Below are 17,748 nucleotides of genomic sequence, written 5' to 3' on the forward strand. Positions count from 1 at the left end.
CCATGCAGAGCGTGAGAGAAGGATCAGTGAGTGCATAGTCGTGGATGTCTGGGGATTCTCCTGCTGCTGGGCATTGCGGTCTTTTTCTCAACAGACCGTAAAAATATCAGCCTTCGCACGGTTCTGAGCTGCCTGCTGGCGCAGATTGCCATCGGGCTTCTGGTGTTGCGTGTGCCTGCGGGGCAGCAGGTTTTGTGGTCCCTGTCCCGGCTTGTCACCAACATTCTGTCCTGCGGGGATGAAGGAGCACGCTTCCTGTTTGGCCCTCTGGCGGGCGATAAAATGGACGCCGTCTTCCCGCATGAAGGGTTTGTATTTGCGTTCCGGGTGCTGCCCTCACTGGTGTATGTCAGCGCGCTGATCGCTATTTTGTTTCACATCGGCCTCATGCAGGCCTTTGCGCGTGGTACCGGGAAAATCCTGCAAAAGCTGCTCGGCACGTCGCCTCTTGAATCGTTTGGCGCGGTTATCACCATTTTTATTGGCCAGAGTGAACTGCCGGTTGCTCTGGGGCCGTATCTGAGCACGATGGCGCCGACGGAACTGTTCAGCGTGCTGTGCAGCGGTGTTGCTTCCGTGTCCGGTGCGACGCTGGTTGGGTATGTGGGGCTGGGGGTGCCGGCCCATTATCTCGTGGCCGCGTCCTTCATGGCTATTCCGGGTGGCATGATGTTTGCCAAAATTCTGGCACCCCGCCCTGCGGGGAGTGGGGTGGATACGCTGGCCGCCGGACGCTCCTCCTATCATCAGGCACTGTTTGAAACGATTACCGAAGGGGCGCTGAAAGGCACGAAAACCGCCGTTGCTGTGGCGGCAACACTGGTGGCGTTTATCGGGCTGATTGCTCTGATCAATAGCGGGTTTCAGGCGTTGGGGCAGGCAATCAGCATGCCTTACCTTTCACTGGAATATCTTTTTGGCCTGCTTTTTTCGCCCGTTGCCTGGCTTCTGGGTGTGCCTGCGGGGGAATGTACGCTGGTTGGCTCTGTTCTGGGGCTGAAGCTCGTTATTAACGAATTTGTCGCCTATCTGCATCTTGGTCCGTCTTTGCAGAACGGCGCTCTTTCCGTGCGGAGCGGTGCTATTGCGACGTTTGCCCTCTGTGGTTTTGCCAATTTAAGCTCGATCGGCATTCTTGTTGCCGCGTTTGGAAGCCAGTGCCCGGAACGGCGCGCGGAACTGGCGCGTGTCAGCGTGCGGGCTGTGATGGCTGGTATGCTCTCCAACCTGATGAGCGCTGCGATTGCCGGGATTATTCTTGCCTGAAGAGGCGGAGGGCCAGTCTGCTGACAGACTGACGCACAAGCAACGCAAGCACGAGGCTCTGCATCTGTTGCAGCGTGACGGCTAAAAATTTTCAGGAAAACCGAAAGTGGTGCCCGCTGGAGGATTCGAACCACCGGCCCCATCATTACGAATGACGTGCTCTACCAACTGAGCTAAGCGGGCATACTCACTTTCGAAAGGCTGGGTATCATAGCAGTTCGGGAAACGCAACGGGGGAGAGTGCGGAAAACAAAAGATATTTGCGGGGCCGCAGGACGGGTTCCCGGCCCGCATGGCTGCAATCTTATGACATGACTATTACGCTCGGGTTTTTTTCGTTCTAAGATTGCGGGCATGAGCGTGTCGCAATTTACCGCCCTGATGCGTGACGCCGTGATGCCTGTTCAGGATACATCGGTTGATAACACCCGGCACGTTCAGGTTCTTGAAGGTGTTATGGAGTGTCCGTGTTGCGGGCTGATCCAGAAACTTCCCGAGCTTGCGCCCGGCACGCAGGCCCGTTGCCCGCGGTGTGACCAGTCTCTGGACCGGCGAAACAAAACCGCGCCGATTGCCACACCACTTGCGTTCTGCATTACCTCGGCCGCCTTGTATGTGGCCATGCTGTTTTCCACCCTCATGATGCTGGACCTGTATGGGAGGCAGCGCACAGTAGATATTCTCACCGGGCCGATCGAACTGCTGCATGAAGGCTGGGGTGAGGTGGGCGTGCTGGTGGCCATTGCCACCATTCTCGCCCCCGGCATTGTCATTGCCATGATGGGGATGATTCTGACCGCATCGCTCCGGCCGAGCCTGCCCGCCTGGGTGCCACATCTGATGAAGTGGTACGAGGCGCTGCGCCCATGGTCCATGGTGGAAGTCTATATTCTGGGCGTGTTTGTGGCCTACACCAAGCTGGTGGATCTGGCGTTTGTGGAGGTCGGGGCCGCGGTTTATCTGGTGGCCGGGCTGATGGTCTCCATGGCCGCGACGGATGCTACGCTGGACACGGAAATTATCTGGCGGCACCGGAAGATTGATAGTGTCATGCGGCCCATGCGCGGCCCGCGCCTGCCGCTGACGTTTGTGGCGGCCAGTGCCGATGAGCCTCTGCTGCCTTCGGCCAACCGGGTGTCCTGCCTTTCCTGCGGGCTGGTTCTGGAGTTTGACCACCCCCTGCACCCCACCGAACCTTCCGGATATTGCCCCCGTTGCGGGCATGTGGTGCGGCACCGCAAGGCCAACAGCATGAGCCGCTCCGTGGCGTTGCTGGTCTCCGCCATTGTGTTCTATCTGCCCGCCAATATTTATCCGGTCATGACCGTTATCCGCATGGGGGCCGGAACCGGCCATACCATTCTGGAGGGCGCGATAGAGCTGTGGGTGGACGGGATGATCCCGCTCTCCCTGCTGGTCATATTTGCCAGCGTGACAGTGCCGGTGCTTAAAGTGATCGGCCTGTCCTATATGGTCGAGGCAACACGGCGGAAGTCACACCGGCATCTGCGGTTCAGGTCCAAAGTCTACCGTGTGATTGATATTATCGGCCGGTGGTCGATGATTGACGTGTTCATGGTGTCTATTCTTGTCGCCATGGTGCGGTTCAACCATATGGCGAGTATTACAGCCAACGGTGGCATGGTGTGCTTTGCCGCTGTGGTGGTGCTGACAATTTTTGCGGTCCATACATTTGACCCGCGTCTGATGTGGGATGCCGCGGGCAAAAACGGGGATGCGGCGCTGGCCCGCACCGGCGGCAAACGCCGCAGGGGTGGCTTTGCTGCCCTGCAGACCAGCGCGTATCAGGATAACAGGGAGCCGGACAGGGCGTGAACGGACAGAATCATCATCAGTCTCCCGACGAGAATGACAGCACCATGCCGGATGCTGTTGTGCGTCGTATCCGGTTTTCCATCATCTGGATTATTCCCGTCCTTTCCGTAGTGATCGCGGGCTTTCTGATCTGGAAGAGCTTTGCCAATAACGGGCCGGAAATTACGGTGATGTTTGACACGGCAGACGGCCTGACAAGCGGCCAGACGCAGGTGAAGAACAAGGCCGTGGTGCTGGGGACAGTGCAGGGCATCTCCCTGACGGATGACTTGCGGCACGTTAATGTACGCATCCGCATGAATGCGGGTTCCAGCCCGATGCTGACGGACAAGGCCCGCTTCTGGGTGGTGCGCCCGCGTATTAACGGGGCCAGCATCACCGGGCTGGAGACCCTGATGTCCGGCGCGTATATTGCGTTTGACCCCGGTCCGGAAGGTAATGACGGAGATAAGGGCCACCGCAAGACCGAGTTCCGCGGGCTGGAAGCCCCGCCGGGTGTGCGGTCTGATCAGCCGGGGCGGACCTATACGCTGATTACCCCCACTATTGGTTCCATCGGGCAGGGGGCTCCGGTCTTCTTCCGGGATGTGGATGTGGGGGAAGTGCTGGGTTACACCATGCCGCCGGGTGGCCGCGGGCCGATCCTGATCCAGCTTTTTGTGCGCGAGCCGTACGACCATTATCTCTACCCGGATACGCGCTTCTGGAACGTGTCGGGCGTGCAGGTCGGGTTTGGGGCTGGCGGGCTGAAGGTGCAGATGCAGTCCCTTCAGGCGCTGTTCTCCGGTGGGGTCGCCTTTGGTCTGCCGCGTGAGAATAACAGAACCGCGCGGGATGAAGCCCCGGCAGATACCGTCTTCAAGCTGTATGACAGTCAGGCGGATTCCGAGAGTGCCGGGTATCATGAGCGCGTGCCGCTGGCGACGTATGTGACATCCTCCGTCAAGGGGCTCGCTCCGGGCAGTCAGGTCACCATGTTCGGGATTCAGATTGGCAGCGTGACCAGCGTCAAGCTGGATCTGGACCAGAAGGCCGGGCATCCGCGCGTGCGTATTGGCATGCAGATCCAGCCGGAACGGGTGCTGGCCGCGAATGAAATCCGGCATGGCGCGTTGACGGACATGTTCAAAACGCTGGTGGATAACGGCCTGCGGGCCTCGACCGACAGCGCCAGCCTGCTGACGGGCGAGACCATGATCTCGCTGAACTTTGTAAAAAACCCACCGCCAGCCACCACGTCCATGGAAGGGCCGACGCTGGTTATCCCCAGTCAGGCAGGGGGCATGAACGGGATTATGGATTCTCTTTCCACCGTGGCGTCCCGTCTGGCGGCCATGCCGTTTGAGCAGATTGGCGTAAACGCCAACAACCTGCTGGCCAATGCGGACAAAACGCTGACCAGCCCGGAGGTCAAACAGTCTCTGGCCAGCCTGAAAGAGTCGCTGAAGAACCTTCAGGCCATGAGCGCTCAGCTCCGCAGTGGCATGGGGCCGCTCATGCAGCGCCTGCCGGAAATGACGAACCAGCTTGACCAGACCCTGCAAAATGCCAACCACCTGCTGGCAGGGTATGGCGGAAACAGTGATTTCCACCGGAATCTTCAGGCTATGGTCATTCAGCTTGGGCAGGCGGCGCGGTCTCTGCGGTTCCTGTCCGAGTTCCTGACCAACCATCCTACTGCGCTGATATCGGGACGATAAAGCATGACGTTCTCTCCTTCCTCACGTCGCCTTCAGGCGGCTCTTCCCCGCCGTAGCCTGCTGCTGGGGGCGGCCGGACTGGGTGTTATGGCGACGACCCTGACGGCCTGCTCCAGCGGGGCGGGGCCGACGCTCTACACCCTTTCCGTTGTGCCGGGGCAGCCTGCGCCGGGTGGCCCGCGCTTTGTGGAGGTGCGTCAGCCGACCATTGCGTCCGGGCTGGATCGGGACCGTATTGTGACAGCGGATAGCGGTTATAAGCTGACCGTCTCCGCCAATGATGCGTGGGGGGATTCACTGGCCGGGCAGATCAGCCGCACACTGGCGGGGGATCTGGCGCAGCGCCTGCCGGGTACGAGTGTGTTTGCGGAAAATGACGCGGTTTCCACAGAGCCGCAGGCTTATGTGGAACTGTCCGTGACCCGCTTCTCAGCCGGGCCCTCCGGCGCAGTGCAGATTGAGGCAGCTCTGTCCGTCAAAGGCGCGCAGGCTGGCGCACCGGATACCAGCGGGCAGTTCTATATGCAGCGTGTGCTGGTGCAGGCTCCGGCGGTCTCCTCCGGCACCATGGCGATGGTGGAAGCCCTGAGCCAGCTTCTCGGGCAACTGGCCGATCAGGCCGCAGCACAGTTGCGGATGATGCCGCCTGAGCCGCCGGAAAGCAGCCCGGTACCAGCTTCTGCCGCAGGGTCGCGTCACCGGAAATAAGGTCTGAGAGCGGATAAAAAAAGGCGGCCCACACCGGGGCCGCCTTTTTTGGTTCGGGGTTCCAGCCTCAGGCTGAGTCGGGGCCGAATTCCCGATCGTGGTCGATCAGTGGAATGGGGTATTCCCCGGTAAAGCAGGCGTCGCAATAGCGTTCACGGTAGGCGTCACGGCTTTCATGCCCCATGGCGCGGTAGAGACCGTCCAGTGAGATAAAGGCCAGACTGTCCACACCAATCAGTTCTGCCATGGTGGCCAGATCATGCTGGGCGGCCAGCAGGTGGCTGCGTTCCGGCGTATCAATCCCGTAAAAGCAGGAATGTTTGGTGGGCGGGGAGGAGATGCGCATATGCACCTCTTTAGCCCCGGCGGCGCGCACCATATCCACAATCTTGCGGGACGTTGTGCCGCGCACAATGGAATCATCCACCAGAATAACCCGTTTGCCGTTCAGCGCCGGACGGTTGGTGGAATGCTTCATCTTCACGCCCAGATTACGGATCTGGTCTGTCGGTTCAATAAAGGTGCGGCCGACATAATGGTTGCGGATGATGCCGAGTTCAAACGGAATACCGCTGGCTTCCGCATAGCCCATGGCGGAGGGCACGCCGGAATCGGGCACCGGAACCACCACGTCAGCGTCCACACCGCTTTCCTGCGCCAGTTCCTTACCAATCTGCTTGCGTACGGCATAAACGGGCAGGCCTTCCAGCACGGAGTCCGGACGGGCGAAGTAGATATACTCAAACACGCAGAAATGCGGCTTGGTGTCCCCGAAGGGACGCAGCGAACGGATGCCGTTATCGTCGATAATGACCAGCTCACCGGCTTCGACATCGCGCACAAACTCAGCGCCGATAATGTCCAGACCGCAAGTTTCAGAGGCCAGAACCCAGCTTCCGTCCTTGCCGTCTTCACCCGGCAGGCGGCCCAGCACCAGCGGACGCACCCCCATGGGGTCCCGCACGCCCATCAGCGCGTCCTGAGACAGCACGACGAGAGAATACGCACCGGTGACGCGCTTGAGCGCATCAATCAGGCGGTCTTCCACCGTGGCGTAGAGCGAGATGGCAATGAGGTGGACAAAGACTTCCGTATCCATGGTGGACTGGAAGAGGCAGCCACGGCGGATAAGCTCTTGCCGCAGGGAGTCCGAATTGGTCAGGTTGCCGTTATGGGCCACGGCCAGACCGCCAAAGGCGAATTCCGCAAACAGCGGCTGCACGTTGCGCAGCAGCGTGGCCCCGGTTGTGGCGTAGCGGTTGTGGCCAATGGCGCGGTCCCCTTTCAGGGTTGCCATGACGCGGGGGTCATTAAACACATCCCCCACCAGCCCCAGCCCGCGATGGGAATGGAAGCGTCCGTCATAGGAAACAATGCCGGCGGCTTCCTGCCCCCGGTGTTGCAGAGCGTGCAGGCCAAGAGCCGTCAGCGCGGCAGCATCTTTGGCGTTCCAGATACCAAAGACGGCGCATTCTTCATGCGGGTGGTCGTCATCATGGCAGGCCGCACCCGCAGGTGCGTCAGGAAGGGTCGGGTGGGCGAGCATCGGTGCGCAGGGCCTCCGCAAGTAGCCGGCATAGGGCCGCAAGAGATCACAAGGTGGCGTCATGACCCGTGGAGAGATTCGGTGCAACCCCTTTCGCACTGAAAACCGGCAGGAATGGCTGGATATAGGTTGCGCCAAGACGAATATAAGGGGTCAGCCGCCCGTTTGCCTCAAGGCTGGCCATATCTTCCGGCATCATGAACCACTGGGCGGCCATAAAAAGCAGCACAACGAGTAAGGCGCCCCGTATGGCACCAAAGCCACACCCCAGCGTGCGGTCCAGACCGCTGAGGGCGGTGAGATGCACCAGCCGGACAATAAAAGCTGAGAGCAGGGAGGCCGCAATGAGTAGTGCCAGCAGCAGAATGACAAAGGCGGCGGCATCCGCGGCCAGATGGTTGGACAGGTACGGCTGCGTCCACGGGATCAGCAGCGGATAGAACCGGCAGGCCAGCAGAATGGCCAGAATCCACCCGCCAAGACCCAGCGCCTGCCGGGTAAAGCCGCGCCACAGGCCGTGCAGGGCGGAAAGCCCCACAATCACGAGGGAAATGATATCAATGGCCGCCATAATGGCTCGTGTCTTTCAGGGCAGTTTGCTGGTGGCAACCCACCAGGGGCGCACGGCTTTGCCATTCTGCTTTTTGCGGTGCGGCGGCTGATTGAGGCGCAGGAAGAGATCCCCGACCTCAATACGGCGCAGCAGTTCAGTCCAGACGTCCGTCGGGTCCAGTCCCTCTTCGGCCCAGATCGCTTCCAGACTGCGGATAAAAGCAGCACTTTCCCGGATAATATCAGGATGATTCCCGGCAATGAACGCCGCCGTGCAGGCTGTGGCGTGCAGGCCCATCTCCTGACTCAGGCGTTTGATAACAGCCCGCTGTTCTGGCGGGAGGGGCGTCTGGTCTGGGGCCGTGCGCGCCCTTGCCGGCGCAGAGGTCTGCCCGGAAGCAAGAGGGGGACGGGCGTTAGGGTCGGACACATGCGGCATTCTGGCATGATGGGCAGGAGAAGTGAGACTGGTCAACCTTGCACGAAAAGATCGTCTTCGGCAGGGGTCATGGGGTAGGTCGAGGCCGCGACAATATGCGTGTTCACACGCCGCAGATCGCGCAGCAGCGTGAGCTGATACGTGACCTCTTCATCCTGTAAAGAAACGTCACCCGGCTTGACGGGAGCAGGCGTTTCAGACGTCTGGCGGCGCAGGCGCTCGAAGTAGGCCGTTGTGGCCTCAATCTCCAGATCACGGAAAAAATCCTTCTGGCCGCTGAGCGGATTGGGCGTGCCGTGCTCCGTGCCCAGCAGGACGGTGGCGCAGATATTCAGGTTTGCGGTCAGTTGCGTCGTCATGGTCAGCACCGGGGCCAGCAGGTCCTGCGGGAGCGGGACGCGCTGGCGCGCCATTTTCTGCACCATGGGCACAAGGCTGCGTTCCACAATATCCTCAGCGTGCAGAAGCTGGGTGGTAAAGGCCAGAATATCTTCCGCCCGGTCCATTTCTCTCTGGCTTGCTGTCTCCGGGTCCAGCCCGGCCAGATAGGAGCGGATGGCATTGCCCAGATCTTCCATGGCGTTCCCCAGAGGCCGGGCGGCCCCGGTGCGCGCCGGGTCGGACAGGGTCAGACCCTCCCGCAGGGCATGCAGCATGGCCGCAAGAAGGTCACACAGCCGCATGGCTTCCCGCGTGGCGCTGCCCACGGCCAGTTGGGGGGCTTTATCCAGTAGCAGCCGGTCCAGATACAGCGGGGTGCCGGGGGTTTGCTGCGCGGTTTTTGGTGGCGTGGGGATCAGCCGTATCATCAGGCGGGCATAGCTGTTGAGCAGCGGCAGCATCAGCAGGGCCAGCAGGATGTTGAAGAGCGTATGGAAATCCGCCACCTGACGGGCCGCATCCGGCTCCATCCGTGCCACAAGCGGACTCAGCCAGGGCAGAACAGGCAGCAGCAGCCCGGCCCCCACGGCGCGTACCAGCAGATTGCCCATGGAAATACGGCGGGCTGTGAGGTCCGTCCGGCTGCCTTCCACCACAGGATTGATGGAGGTGCCGATATTGGCCCCCAGCACCAGCGCCAGAGCGGTTTCCACCGGAATGGTGCCGCTGGTGGCAAAGGTGGTGACGAGCATGACCGTCGCGACGGAGGAATGGCTGATCCATGTAAGCACCGCGCCCAGCAGGATGGCGGCCAGATCGTGCGAGCTCATGGCGCCGAGCATGGCCGTCAGTTCCGGCCGGTGTGTATACGGGCCGAGCAGCACGAGAAACTGCCGCAGGGAGATAAGGATCAGCCCCAGACCGATAAATACCCGGCCCGAATCCCGCCATGCCCCCTGTCCGCGCCGGAACAGCATGACGCCTGTCAGCACAAAAACCGGGGCAATGGCCGCAACATCAAAAGACAGAAGCTGGACAATCAGTGTCGTGCCGACATTGGCCCCGAGCATGACCGCCAGTGCCGGGGCCAGCTCAAGCTGCCCACGGGCGGCAAGGCCGGTAATCATCAGCCCTGTGGCGGTGGAGGATTGCAGGACGGCGGTAATGCCAAGGCCGGTCAGAAAGGCCTGAAACCGGTTGCCCAGCATGCGGGAAAGCAGGCTGTTCAGCCGTGCGCCACAGGCCCGCTGCACGCCGGTCTGCACCATATGCACGCCCCACAGCAGCAGGGCGACGCTTCCGGCAAGATCAACGAGTGTCAGCAGTTCCAAGGTGGCGGCTCCCTTCTGGTGCGGTGGTCAGGACCGGGGTGCCCGGCTTACCCCAGACCAGAGGGGCGTTACAGACCCGGACAGGCCTTAGATGGTGAAGTATTTCGCGTGTTTGTTGAGGATAACAAGGGCGGAGGTGGACTGTTCCGGGTGGAGCTGGTCCCCGTCTGTCAGGGAAACACCGATCCGCTCTGCGTCCAGCAACCGCAGGATAGGGTGCTGGTCTTCCAGACGCGGGCAGGCCGGGTACCCAAAGGAATAGCGTGATCCACGATAACCCTGCTGGAGCAGGGTATCCATGTCCCGCGCATCCTCCGCGGCAAAGCCGAGTTCCGAGCGGATGCGCTTGTGGGTGTATTCCGCCATGGCTTCCGCCATCTCGACCGAGAGGCCGTGCAGGTACAGGTAATCCTGATAGCGGTTTTCTTCAAACCAGTCGCGCGCCATGTCAGACGCTTTCTGCCCGACAGTCACCACCTGCAGGCCGACAACATCGCGCTCGGCATCGTTGATATCGCGCACAAAGTCGGCAATGCACTCGCCATCGTCCCGCGGCTGGCGCGGCAGGGTGAAGCGGGCGGCTTCCGTGGTGCCGTCTTCTTCAAACAGCACGAGGTCATTCCCGTCCCCAGCGGCTTTCCAGTACCCGTAGGAGGCCTGCGGGTTCAGGATGTTTTCCTGAGCAGTCAGGTCCAGCATCCGGCGCAGAATGGGGCGCAGATCCTGCTTGGCCCATTTCAGGAATTCTTCCAGTGAACGGCCCTGCTTTCTGAAGCCCCACTGGAACTGATACAACGCGCGTTCATTCAGGAAGGGCAGAACGGCTTCCGGAGTAGCCGTCAGCACGCGCGGGCCCCAGAAGGGTGGGGTCAGCTGAGGTTCATCGACTGTCAGGCGGGTGCGGCGGGCGCGTGCGGTCGCAGGGTCAACAGGCGTAAAGCCTCGGGTTTCCGCCTGTTCCGGCGCACGGGCGTTGCGGCGGGTCGCTTTGCCCTCACGTTTTTTGCCAACAGCGGCCAGATAATCGTCGAAGCCCTTCTGGGCGATCTGGTCCATCAGGGTCAGGCCGTCAAACGCATCACGCGCATAGGCCACGCGGCCACCGGGGGCGTAGGCGGCCACGCAGTCTTCTTCCACATAGTTGCGCGTCAGGGCCGCGCCACCCAGCAGCACCGGCACATCCAGACCAGCGCGGGATATTTCTTCCAGATTTTCCCGCATGATCACGGTGGACTTCACCAGCAGGCCGGACATGCCAATGGCGTCGGCCTTTTCTTTCCGGGCGGCTTCAATCATGTCCGCCACAGGCACTTTGATGCCGAGATTAATGACGCGATAGCCGTTGTTGGTCAGGATGATATCAACCAGATTCTTGCCGATATCATGCACGTCCCCTTTAACGGTGGCGAGTACCATGGTGCCGCGATGCTGGCCTTCCGTGCGCTCCATATGTGGTTCCAGATGGGCCACGGCGGCTTTCATGGTCTCTGCGGATTGCAGCACGAAGGGAAGCTGCATTTTGCCGGAGCCGAACAGTTCCCCCACCACCTTCATGCCATCCAGCAGCACGGTGTTGATGATCTCAAGGGGCGGCATTTTGGCCATGGCTTCATCAAGGTCGGCTTCCAGCCCCTTGCGGTCCCCGTCCACAATGCGGTCCCGCAGGCGCTCTTCCACCGTTTCCGCCCGCTTGCGCTGCACGGCTTCAGACGCCTTGCGGTCGGCAAACAGGGCCAGCAGCTTTTGCAGCGGGTCGTACTCTTCCGTCCGGCGGTCAAAAATCAGGTCTTCCGCAACCTTGACTTCTTCCGGGGCGATCATGTGCAGCGGGCGGATTTTGGAGACATGCACGATGGCGGCCGTCATGCCCGCCTTGACGGCATGATCCAGATAGACGGAGTTCAGCACCGCGCGCGCCGCCGGGTTCAGCCCGAAGGAGATGTTGGACAGGCCCAGCACAATCTGGATATCGGGGAAGGCTTCCCGGATCATGCGGATGCCTTCCAGCGTCCACAGGCCCAGCTTGCGATCATCCTCAGCACCGGTCGCGATGGTGAAGGTCAGCGGATCAATCATCAGATCCGACTGCGGCAGGCCGTACTTCTCGCAGGCAAACTCCACAAGGCGGGTGGCAATGCGCAGCTTGTCTTCCGGGCGACGGGCCATGCCGACTTCATCAATCGTCAGCGCCACGACCGCCGCACCAAACTTGCGCGCAAGAACCATGCGGTCGGACGCCGGGCCTTCTCCGTCCTCAAAATTGATGGAGTTGATGATTGGCTTGCCGCCATGCAGCTTGAGGGCCGCTTCAATCACCGGGGTTTCGGTGGAATCAATGACCAGTGGCGCGTTGACGGAGGAAGTGAAGCGTTTGATGACTTCATCCATCTCCGCGCGTTCATTCCGTCCCACAAAGGCCGTGCAGACATCCAGCGCGTTGGAGCCTTCCTTCGCCTGTTCACGCCCGAGGGCGACGCAGCCGTCCCAGTCATGCGCTTCCTGCAGTTCACGCCATTTTTTAGAGCCGTTGGCGTTACAGCGCTCGCCAATGGAGAAATAGGCGTTTTCCTGCCGCAGCGGGACCTGTGTGTACAGGCTGGCAACGGAGGGAATCCACACGGACGTTTTAGGCACAGGGGCCGGGCGATGCTGGCCGGTGCTTTCCGCACGGCGGCGGAGCATGGCGTCCAGTGCCGCAATATGCGGTGTGGAGGTGCCACAGCACCCGCCCACCATGTTCAGCCCATCTTCCACAATAAAGCGCTCGACCCATGTGGCCATATCTTCGGGGGAGAGCGGGTAGCGGGTCTGTCCGTCCACCAGTTCCGGCAGGCCGGCATTGGGCTGGACGGAGGTCAGGCGTGGCCAGTTTTCAGCCAGCCAGCGGACATGCTCTGCCATTTCCTGCGGTCCGGTGGCGCAGTTCAGGCCCATCAGATCCACATCAAGGCTGTGGATGACGGTGGCTGCGGCGGCAATATCCGGCCCGACCAGCAGGGTGCCGGTGGTCTCCACCGTCACCTGCACAAAAATCGGCGTGGTGGTGCCCATTTCCGCACGGGCAATTTTCATGCCGTTTACGGCGGCTTTGATCTGGAGCGTGTCCTGACAGGTTTCAATCAGGATTGCATCGACACCGCCTTCAATCAGGCCGCGCCCCTGCTCGGCAAGGGCGGCTTCCAGCGTGTCATAATCCACATTGCCCAGAGACGGCAGTTTGGTGCCGGGCCCGACGGACCCGACCACATAACGGGTACGGCCGTCCACAAAGCTTTCTGCGGCTTCCCGCGCCAGAATGGCGGAGTTCCGGTTGATCTCGCGCGCCTTGTCAGCCAGATCGAATTCGCTCAGAGTAATCGGGGAGCCGCCAAAGGTGTTTGTTTCCACCATGTCCGCCCCGGCCTCATAATAGCCGCGGTGGATTTCCCGGATCAGCTCAGGGCGCGAGAGTGTCAGGATTTCCGTGCAGTTTTCCTGCCCCCAGTAATCCCGTTTCAGATCCAGATCGAGCATCTGGATGCGTGAGCCCATCCCTCCGTCACACAGCAGGACCTGATTGCGCAGAGCATCGAGAAGCGGAAGACGAGAAGACATGGCACCCATAAATCACAAAAAACGGGAAGACGAGCCCCGGTCGGACGCCGGTCCGGAGGGGAGAGTGTTATTCCAGAGAGCGGCATCTCTGTCCACCAGTCCTCTGCTCTGGAGGGGGCCGGAAGACCAGCGTATTCCTTTGAGAGTGGTGTCTCTGGAAGAGGCCGTGCAGCAGGCACAGCCGGACAGTCTTGCCATTTTTCTCGGCGGTTCTCCCACCGCAGCGCAGCAGGCCGGATGGAGCGCTGTGCGTGTATGCCCCCCACCGGCTGGCGAGGGTGTGCATGGCGGTGGATGCACCTGCTGTCAGGGGGGAGGGTATCTGGGCCGGTTGCTGCTGCGCCTGATACAGGAGCGGGCCCGCGGGGAATGTGCTTTTTTTGTTAAAGTCAGTCTGATTTGCCCCGCACGGGACATTGCTGGTCTGATGCGGGTGATTCACGCTGATCCTCTGGTTTTTTCTCTTTGCGGGATGGAGGCGGTTTCCAGCCGTTTTTCCTGCGAATATTGAAAAAATAACACGCTCTCCCGCCCCTCAGGCGGAGAAACACTTTGAGGTCACCTGCACTCCCTGTCATAAGGACTTTTGTCCGGGAGCCAATATTCTGAGGCGGTCGGGCCGCGTATTAAGGTTTGTCAAAAGGGTTGTTCGTGAACCAGACTGATCATGTGCCTGATGTTTCTGGCCCTTCTTCTGATCCAGGCCGTGAAAGTGCCTCCCGCGTCAGCCCCACGATGATTCGCCTGAGAGCGGTTGTTGCAGCGGCCCGCTTCCATGGGCTGGAACTGGATGTCCGTGATTTTGCGGCAGAACCCGGGGAAGAAAGTCCGTCTCCGGCCACTCTGGTGCGCTGGCTGGAAGAACAGGGTGCTGTCGCCAAGGGGATGCGCATCAAGTGGCGGTATCTGGTCAAAATGACCAACTCCCCGCCGATTGTGCTGATGTTCCGGGACGGCTCCGCTGCGGTGATGGTGGGGGCAGACCCGGCCAAAGGTGTTGTCTGGCTCCGTGATCCGTTAAAGGATGAAGCGGCTGCGCCTGTGCCTGTGGATGAACTGCGTCTGAGCCGGATCTGGACCGGTGACGTTCTGCTGATTAAGCGGCGTCGTGACCAGTCTGAAGCTGATGCCCCGATTAATCTGACCTGGCTGGCCAAGATGGTCCTGCGGGAAAAACGGTCCCTGCGTGATATTGCCATTGCATCCATGACGCTGAGTATTCTGCAGATTTTCCCACCTCTCATTGTTATGCAGGTCATTGACCGGGTGGTGAATTACAAATCTATGTCTACGCTAATTTCGATCAGTGGCATTATTGTTGTTTTTTCCGTTTATGAAGTTCTGTTGTCTTATGGACGTCGTGAATTGTCCATGGTGCTGACGACCCGTGTTGATTCTCGCATTTCCTTACATGTATTCAGTCGGTTGGTGTCGCTACCACTGGAGTATTTTGAACGTCAGCAGGCGGGTAACCTGCTTGGTCGTGTCATGGCGATCTATAAGGTCCGAGATTTTCTGACCGGAAAGCTTATGAATACTTTTCTCGACCTCTTCACGCTTGTCGTTATTTTACCTTTTCTATTTTATCTCAGTTCGACCCTTGCATGGATGACCGTCGCTGCTGCTGGTTGTATCGGCCTCATCGTGGTGGTTTTTATGGGACCTGTAGCTAAGGTCATGACTGCGCAAATGCAGGCAGACCGTGAGCGCGGCGCTATTTTATACGAAACAGTTGCCGGTATCCGTACTTTAAAGACACTAGCCTTGGAGAATATGCGTAAGCAGGTGTGGGATGAAGCAACCGCAGTTGTGATCCGATGGAAGCTTGCCGTTGGAAGAATGTCTAACTGGCCGCAAACTCTTGTGATGCCTCTGGATCTGTTTATCAACCGCGGTATTATTCTTATTGGGGCCTATCTGGCGCTGGTAAGTCCATCTTCTGTCGGGGTTGGCGGGTTAGTTGCATTTATGATGCTTGGTAATAGAGTGGCATCACCGCTTGTTGGGTTTGCTAGGCTTCTTGATGATTTTAACGAAGTCATGACCTCTTTGGGGGAAGCTGCCTCTGTGCTCAATCAACCCTCGGAAACAAAGGCACTCACAACCGGGATGCGGCCTGCGATTAAAGGAGCACTCTCGTTTGACGGAGTGGATTTTACTTATCCAGGCTCAACATCCAAAGCTCTTAACAACGTAAACTTTGAAGTGCCTGCAGGAACTATGCTCGGTCTGGTGGGGCGGAGCGGTTCCGGGAAGTCTACCATCACGCGTCTGCTTCAGGGGGTCAGTCGGTCCTATACAGGTTATCTGAAGCTGGATGGGATTGATCTGCGTGAAATTAATCTGACCCATCTGCGACGGTCTTTTGGTGTGGTGTTGCAGGATAACTTCCTGTTTCGTGGTACTATCCGCGAAAACATCACGGCAGGCCGTCCAGGATATACGATTGATGACGTCGTGCGTGCGGCGCGTATGGCCGGCGCGGAAGAATTTATTGAACGGATGCCTGCCGGGTATGAGACCTTTATTGAAGAAGGCTCGACCAATATTTCCGGTGGCCAGCGCCAGCGTCTGGCGATTGCACGCGCAGTCATTACTGACCCCAAGCTGATGATTCTGGATGAGGCGACCTCTGCACTCGATCCTGAAAGTGAAGCACTGGTGAACGCCAATCTTGAACGGATTGGCAAAGGGCGCACCATGGTCATTGTTTCGCATCGCCTGTCGTCTCTGGTAAATTGCGACCAGATCTGTGTGATGGACCACGGATCTGTCGCAGATATTGCCCCACATGATGTCCTGCTTGAACGGTGCGATATTTATCGCACGCTGTGGATGCAGCAAAATCGTCATACGGAAGGAAGAGCCAAACCCAGCTCGTCTTCTCTGGTCGCTGAGGGAGAGTAAGCCATGAGTGAACAGGATATTGTGGCCTCAGGTCAGACCGCTGGTTCTGAAGTGGATCAGGGGCAGGAGGCTGATTTTCTGCGTCAGGCGGATGATCCGTATGCACAGGACGATATGCCCGTGGCGTTGCTGGAGTTTCATTCTCCTACTGCCGCACTGGTCAATATGCCACCAACCCCATCAGCGCAGTATATCACGTGGCTGGTTGGGGCGCTGGTTCTGTCCTCTGTGACTGTAATGACGGTTTTCCCTCTTGACCGGGTTGTCTCAACACAAGGTCGTCTGGTCTCAACAGAACAGACCCTTGTGGTTCAGCCGCTGGATACGTCTATTGTTCGTTCCATTGACGTGCGGGAAGGGGATTTTGTTCATAAAGGGGATGTTCTTGCGCATCTCGATCCGACGACGTCAGGTGCGGATATCGACAACATGCGCACCCAGAATGACCAGTATCAGGCCGAAGTTGATCGTCTTATCGCAGAGACGCAGGGGAAAACTTACGTGGCCGATCCCCAGAATCCGCCCTCTGTTCAGCAGGCCGAAGCATTTCTAAGGCGCAAAGCTGAGTTTGATGCCAAAGTCATGAATTATGACAAGCAGATTGCCAGCCTGCAAAATGAACTGCAGAGTGCTCAGGCCAGCGCTGCCATGTATGCGGCACGCGCCAAAGTGGCGGCGGATGTGCATAAAATGCGGATGCAGTTGCAGAAAGATCAGGTCGGGAGCAAGCTTTCCACTCTAAGTGCTCAGAATGACCTGATGGAAGTCGAGCGTTCCCAGATTTCAGCGCAGCAACTGGCGGGTAGTACGCGGAATAAACTGGCAGCTCAGGTTTCTGAAAAAGAAGGCTATATTCAGAACTGGAAAGCGGAAGCTTATCGTGATCTTGTAACTGCACAGCATCATCTTTCAGAAGCAACAAGTGCTTATCAGAAAGCCGTCTTGCATAATAGTTTGGTGACATTGAAGGCAGATGAAGATGCTGTTGTACTCAATATCTCCAAGGTGTCTGTCGGGGCCGTCCTGACAGTTGGCCAAAAGTTGATGACTTTGGTACCTGTCGGCAAAGGGCTTGAAATCGAAACGGTTATGTCCGGCAAAGACGCTGGCTTTGTTCGCCTTGGAGATAAGGCACTCGTCAAGTTTGCGACGTTCCCAAACCAGCAATATGGTGGCGCTGACGCGACTGTGCGAACGATTAGTGCGGATTCCTTTGTTGGAAACTCCTCTGGTGGGGGCGCGCAGGATAGTAACGATGTAACCCCAGATAGCAGCAGCAAAGAGTTTTACCGTGTTCGTCTGCGCGTTGATCGTTATACATTACATGGGGTGCCGAGCTTCTTCCACCCTCAGCCTGGGATGCCTGTAACGGCTGATATTCGTGTTGGTAAGCGGACTGTCATGCAATATCTGCTGAACAGCTTTATGCCGCTGATGACAGACGGCATGCGTGAGCCCTGAGGGGAGCCGCGGTTAGCTGAGTCTTGT

General features: G+C 59.0%; 12 protein-coding genes and 1 tRNA gene. 7 read left to right on the plus strand and 6 right to left on the minus strand.

Features of this window, described 5'->3' with window-relative positions:
* Positions 1-30: 30 nt before the first annotated feature.
* Positions 31-1,266 (plus strand): NupC/NupG family nucleoside CNT transporter, encoded by a 1,236-nt coding sequence (locus JK199_RS12670; protein ID WP_212376566.1) that lies wholly within the window; start codon positions 31-33, stop codon positions 1,264-1,266.
* A gap of 107 nt (positions 1,267-1,373) precedes the next feature.
* Here the strand turns inward: JK199_RS12670 and JK199_RS12675 are convergent.
* Positions 1,374-1,449: transfer RNA gene (locus tag JK199_RS12675), tRNA-Thr, on the minus strand.
* A gap of 171 nt (positions 1,450-1,620) precedes the next feature.
* Between JK199_RS12675 and JK199_RS12680 the strand changes: the two genes are divergently transcribed.
* From JK199_RS12680 to JK199_RS12690, 3 genes are read left to right on the plus strand one after another with little or no spacing between them, the layout of a single operon-like run.
* Complete coding sequence (locus JK199_RS12680; RefSeq protein ID WP_212376569.1) at positions 1,621-3,102, plus strand: paraquat-inducible protein A; 1,482 nt, start codon at positions 1,621-1,623, stop codon at positions 3,100-3,102.
* A 44-nt stretch (positions 3,103-3,146) separates the two neighbouring features.
* On the plus strand, positions 3,147-4,802 hold the full coding sequence (locus JK199_RS12685) for a PqiB family protein (protein ID WP_244985143.1): 1,656 nt from the start codon (positions 3,147-3,149) through the stop codon (positions 4,800-4,802).
* Between the two features lie 3 nt (positions 4,803-4,805).
* Positions 4,806-5,510, plus strand: coding sequence for a PqiC family protein (locus JK199_RS12690; protein WP_212376575.1), 705 nt, complete (start codon positions 4,806-4,808; stop codon positions 5,508-5,510).
* 67 nt (positions 5,511-5,577) lie between these two features.
* On the opposite strand, the gene purF is transcribed toward JK199_RS12690, so the two are convergent.
* The 5 genes from purF to metH all read right to left on the minus strand — a co-directional run bounded on the left by purF (position 5,578) and on the right by metH (position 13,353).
* On the minus strand, positions 5,578-7,056 hold the full coding sequence (gene purF, locus JK199_RS12695; RefSeq protein ID WP_077930905.1) for an amidophosphoribosyltransferase: 1,479 nt from the start codon (positions 7,054-7,056) through the stop codon (positions 5,578-5,580).
* Between the two features lie 46 nt (positions 7,057-7,102).
* Positions 7,103-7,627, minus strand: a complete 525-nt coding sequence (locus JK199_RS12700; RefSeq protein ID WP_025824992.1) for a CvpA family protein — start codon at positions 7,625-7,627, stop codon at positions 7,103-7,105.
* 15 nt (positions 7,628-7,642) lie between these two features.
* The gene (locus JK199_RS12705; protein WP_099050357.1) at positions 7,643-8,047 is read right to left on the minus strand and encodes a phosphoribosyl-ATP pyrophosphatase; all 405 of its coding nucleotides are present in this window, start codon (positions 8,045-8,047) and stop codon (positions 7,643-7,645) included.
* A gap of 32 nt (positions 8,048-8,079) precedes the next feature.
* Positions 8,080-9,759: a Na/Pi cotransporter family protein gene (locus JK199_RS12710; protein ID WP_212376579.1), complete on the minus strand. Its 1,680-nt coding sequence runs from the start codon at positions 9,757-9,759 to the stop codon at positions 8,080-8,082.
* A gap of 87 nt (positions 9,760-9,846) precedes the next feature.
* Complete coding sequence (metH, locus tag JK199_RS12715) at positions 9,847-13,353, minus strand: methionine synthase (protein WP_212376582.1); 3,507 nt, start codon at positions 13,351-13,353, stop codon at positions 9,847-9,849.
* Positions 13,354-13,417: 64 nt separating this feature from the next.
* Between metH and JK199_RS12720 the strand changes: the two genes are divergently transcribed.
* The 3 genes from JK199_RS12720 to JK199_RS12730 all read left to right on the plus strand — a co-directional run bounded on the left by JK199_RS12720 (position 13,418) and on the right by JK199_RS12730 (position 17,721).
* Complete coding sequence (locus tag JK199_RS12720; protein WP_212376586.1) at positions 13,418-13,864, plus strand: hypothetical protein; 447 nt, start codon at positions 13,418-13,420, stop codon at positions 13,862-13,864.
* 140 nt (positions 13,865-14,004) lie between these two features.
* A complete protein-coding gene (locus JK199_RS12725) occupies positions 14,005-16,260 on the plus strand; it encodes a peptidase domain-containing ABC transporter (RefSeq protein ID WP_212376589.1) in 2,256 nt (751 codons plus the stop codon).
* Positions 16,261-16,263: 3 nt separating this feature from the next.
* Positions 16,264-17,721: an HlyD family type I secretion periplasmic adaptor subunit gene (locus JK199_RS12730; protein ID WP_212376592.1), complete on the plus strand. Its 1,458-nt coding sequence runs from the start codon at positions 16,264-16,266 to the stop codon at positions 17,719-17,721.
* The last annotated feature ends 27 nt before the right edge of the window (positions 17,722-17,748 follow it).

Origin of the sequence: Acetobacter persici, from assembly GCF_018256955.1 — a bacterium.
GTDB classification, from domain to species: Bacteria; Pseudomonadota; Alphaproteobacteria; order Acetobacterales; family Acetobacteraceae; genus Acetobacter; species Acetobacter persici.

Bases quoted from the DNA above. Each gene is read 5' to 3' on its own strand.
- JK199_RS12680 (WP_212376569.1), top strand. From the start codon at position 1,621: ATGAGCGTGTCGCAATTTACCGCCCTGATGCGTGACGCCGTGATGCCT.
- JK199_RS12685 (WP_244985143.1), top strand. From the start codon at position 3,147: ATGCCGGATGCTGTTGTGCGTCGTATCCGGTTTTCCATCATCTGGATT.
- JK199_RS12690 (WP_212376575.1), top strand. From the start codon at position 4,806: ATGACGTTCTCTCCTTCCTCACGTCGCCTTCAGGCGGCTCTTCCCCGC.
- purF (WP_077930905.1), bottom strand. From the start codon at position 7,056: ATGCTCGCCCACCCGACCCTTCCTGACGCACCTGCGGGTGCGGCCTGC.
- JK199_RS12700 (WP_025824992.1), bottom strand. From the start codon at position 7,627: ATGGCGGCCATTGATATCATTTCCCTCGTGATTGTGGGGCTTTCCGCC.
- JK199_RS12705 (WP_099050357.1), bottom strand. From the start codon at position 8,047: ATGCCGCATGTGTCCGACCCTAACGCCCGTCCCCCTCTTGCTTCCGGG.
- metH (WP_212376582.1), bottom strand. From the start codon at position 13,353: ATGTCTTCTCGTCTTCCGCTTCTCGATGCTCTGCGCAATCAGGTCCTG.
- JK199_RS12730 (WP_212376592.1), top strand. From the start codon at position 16,264: ATGAGTGAACAGGATATTGTGGCCTCAGGTCAGACCGCTGGTTCTGAA.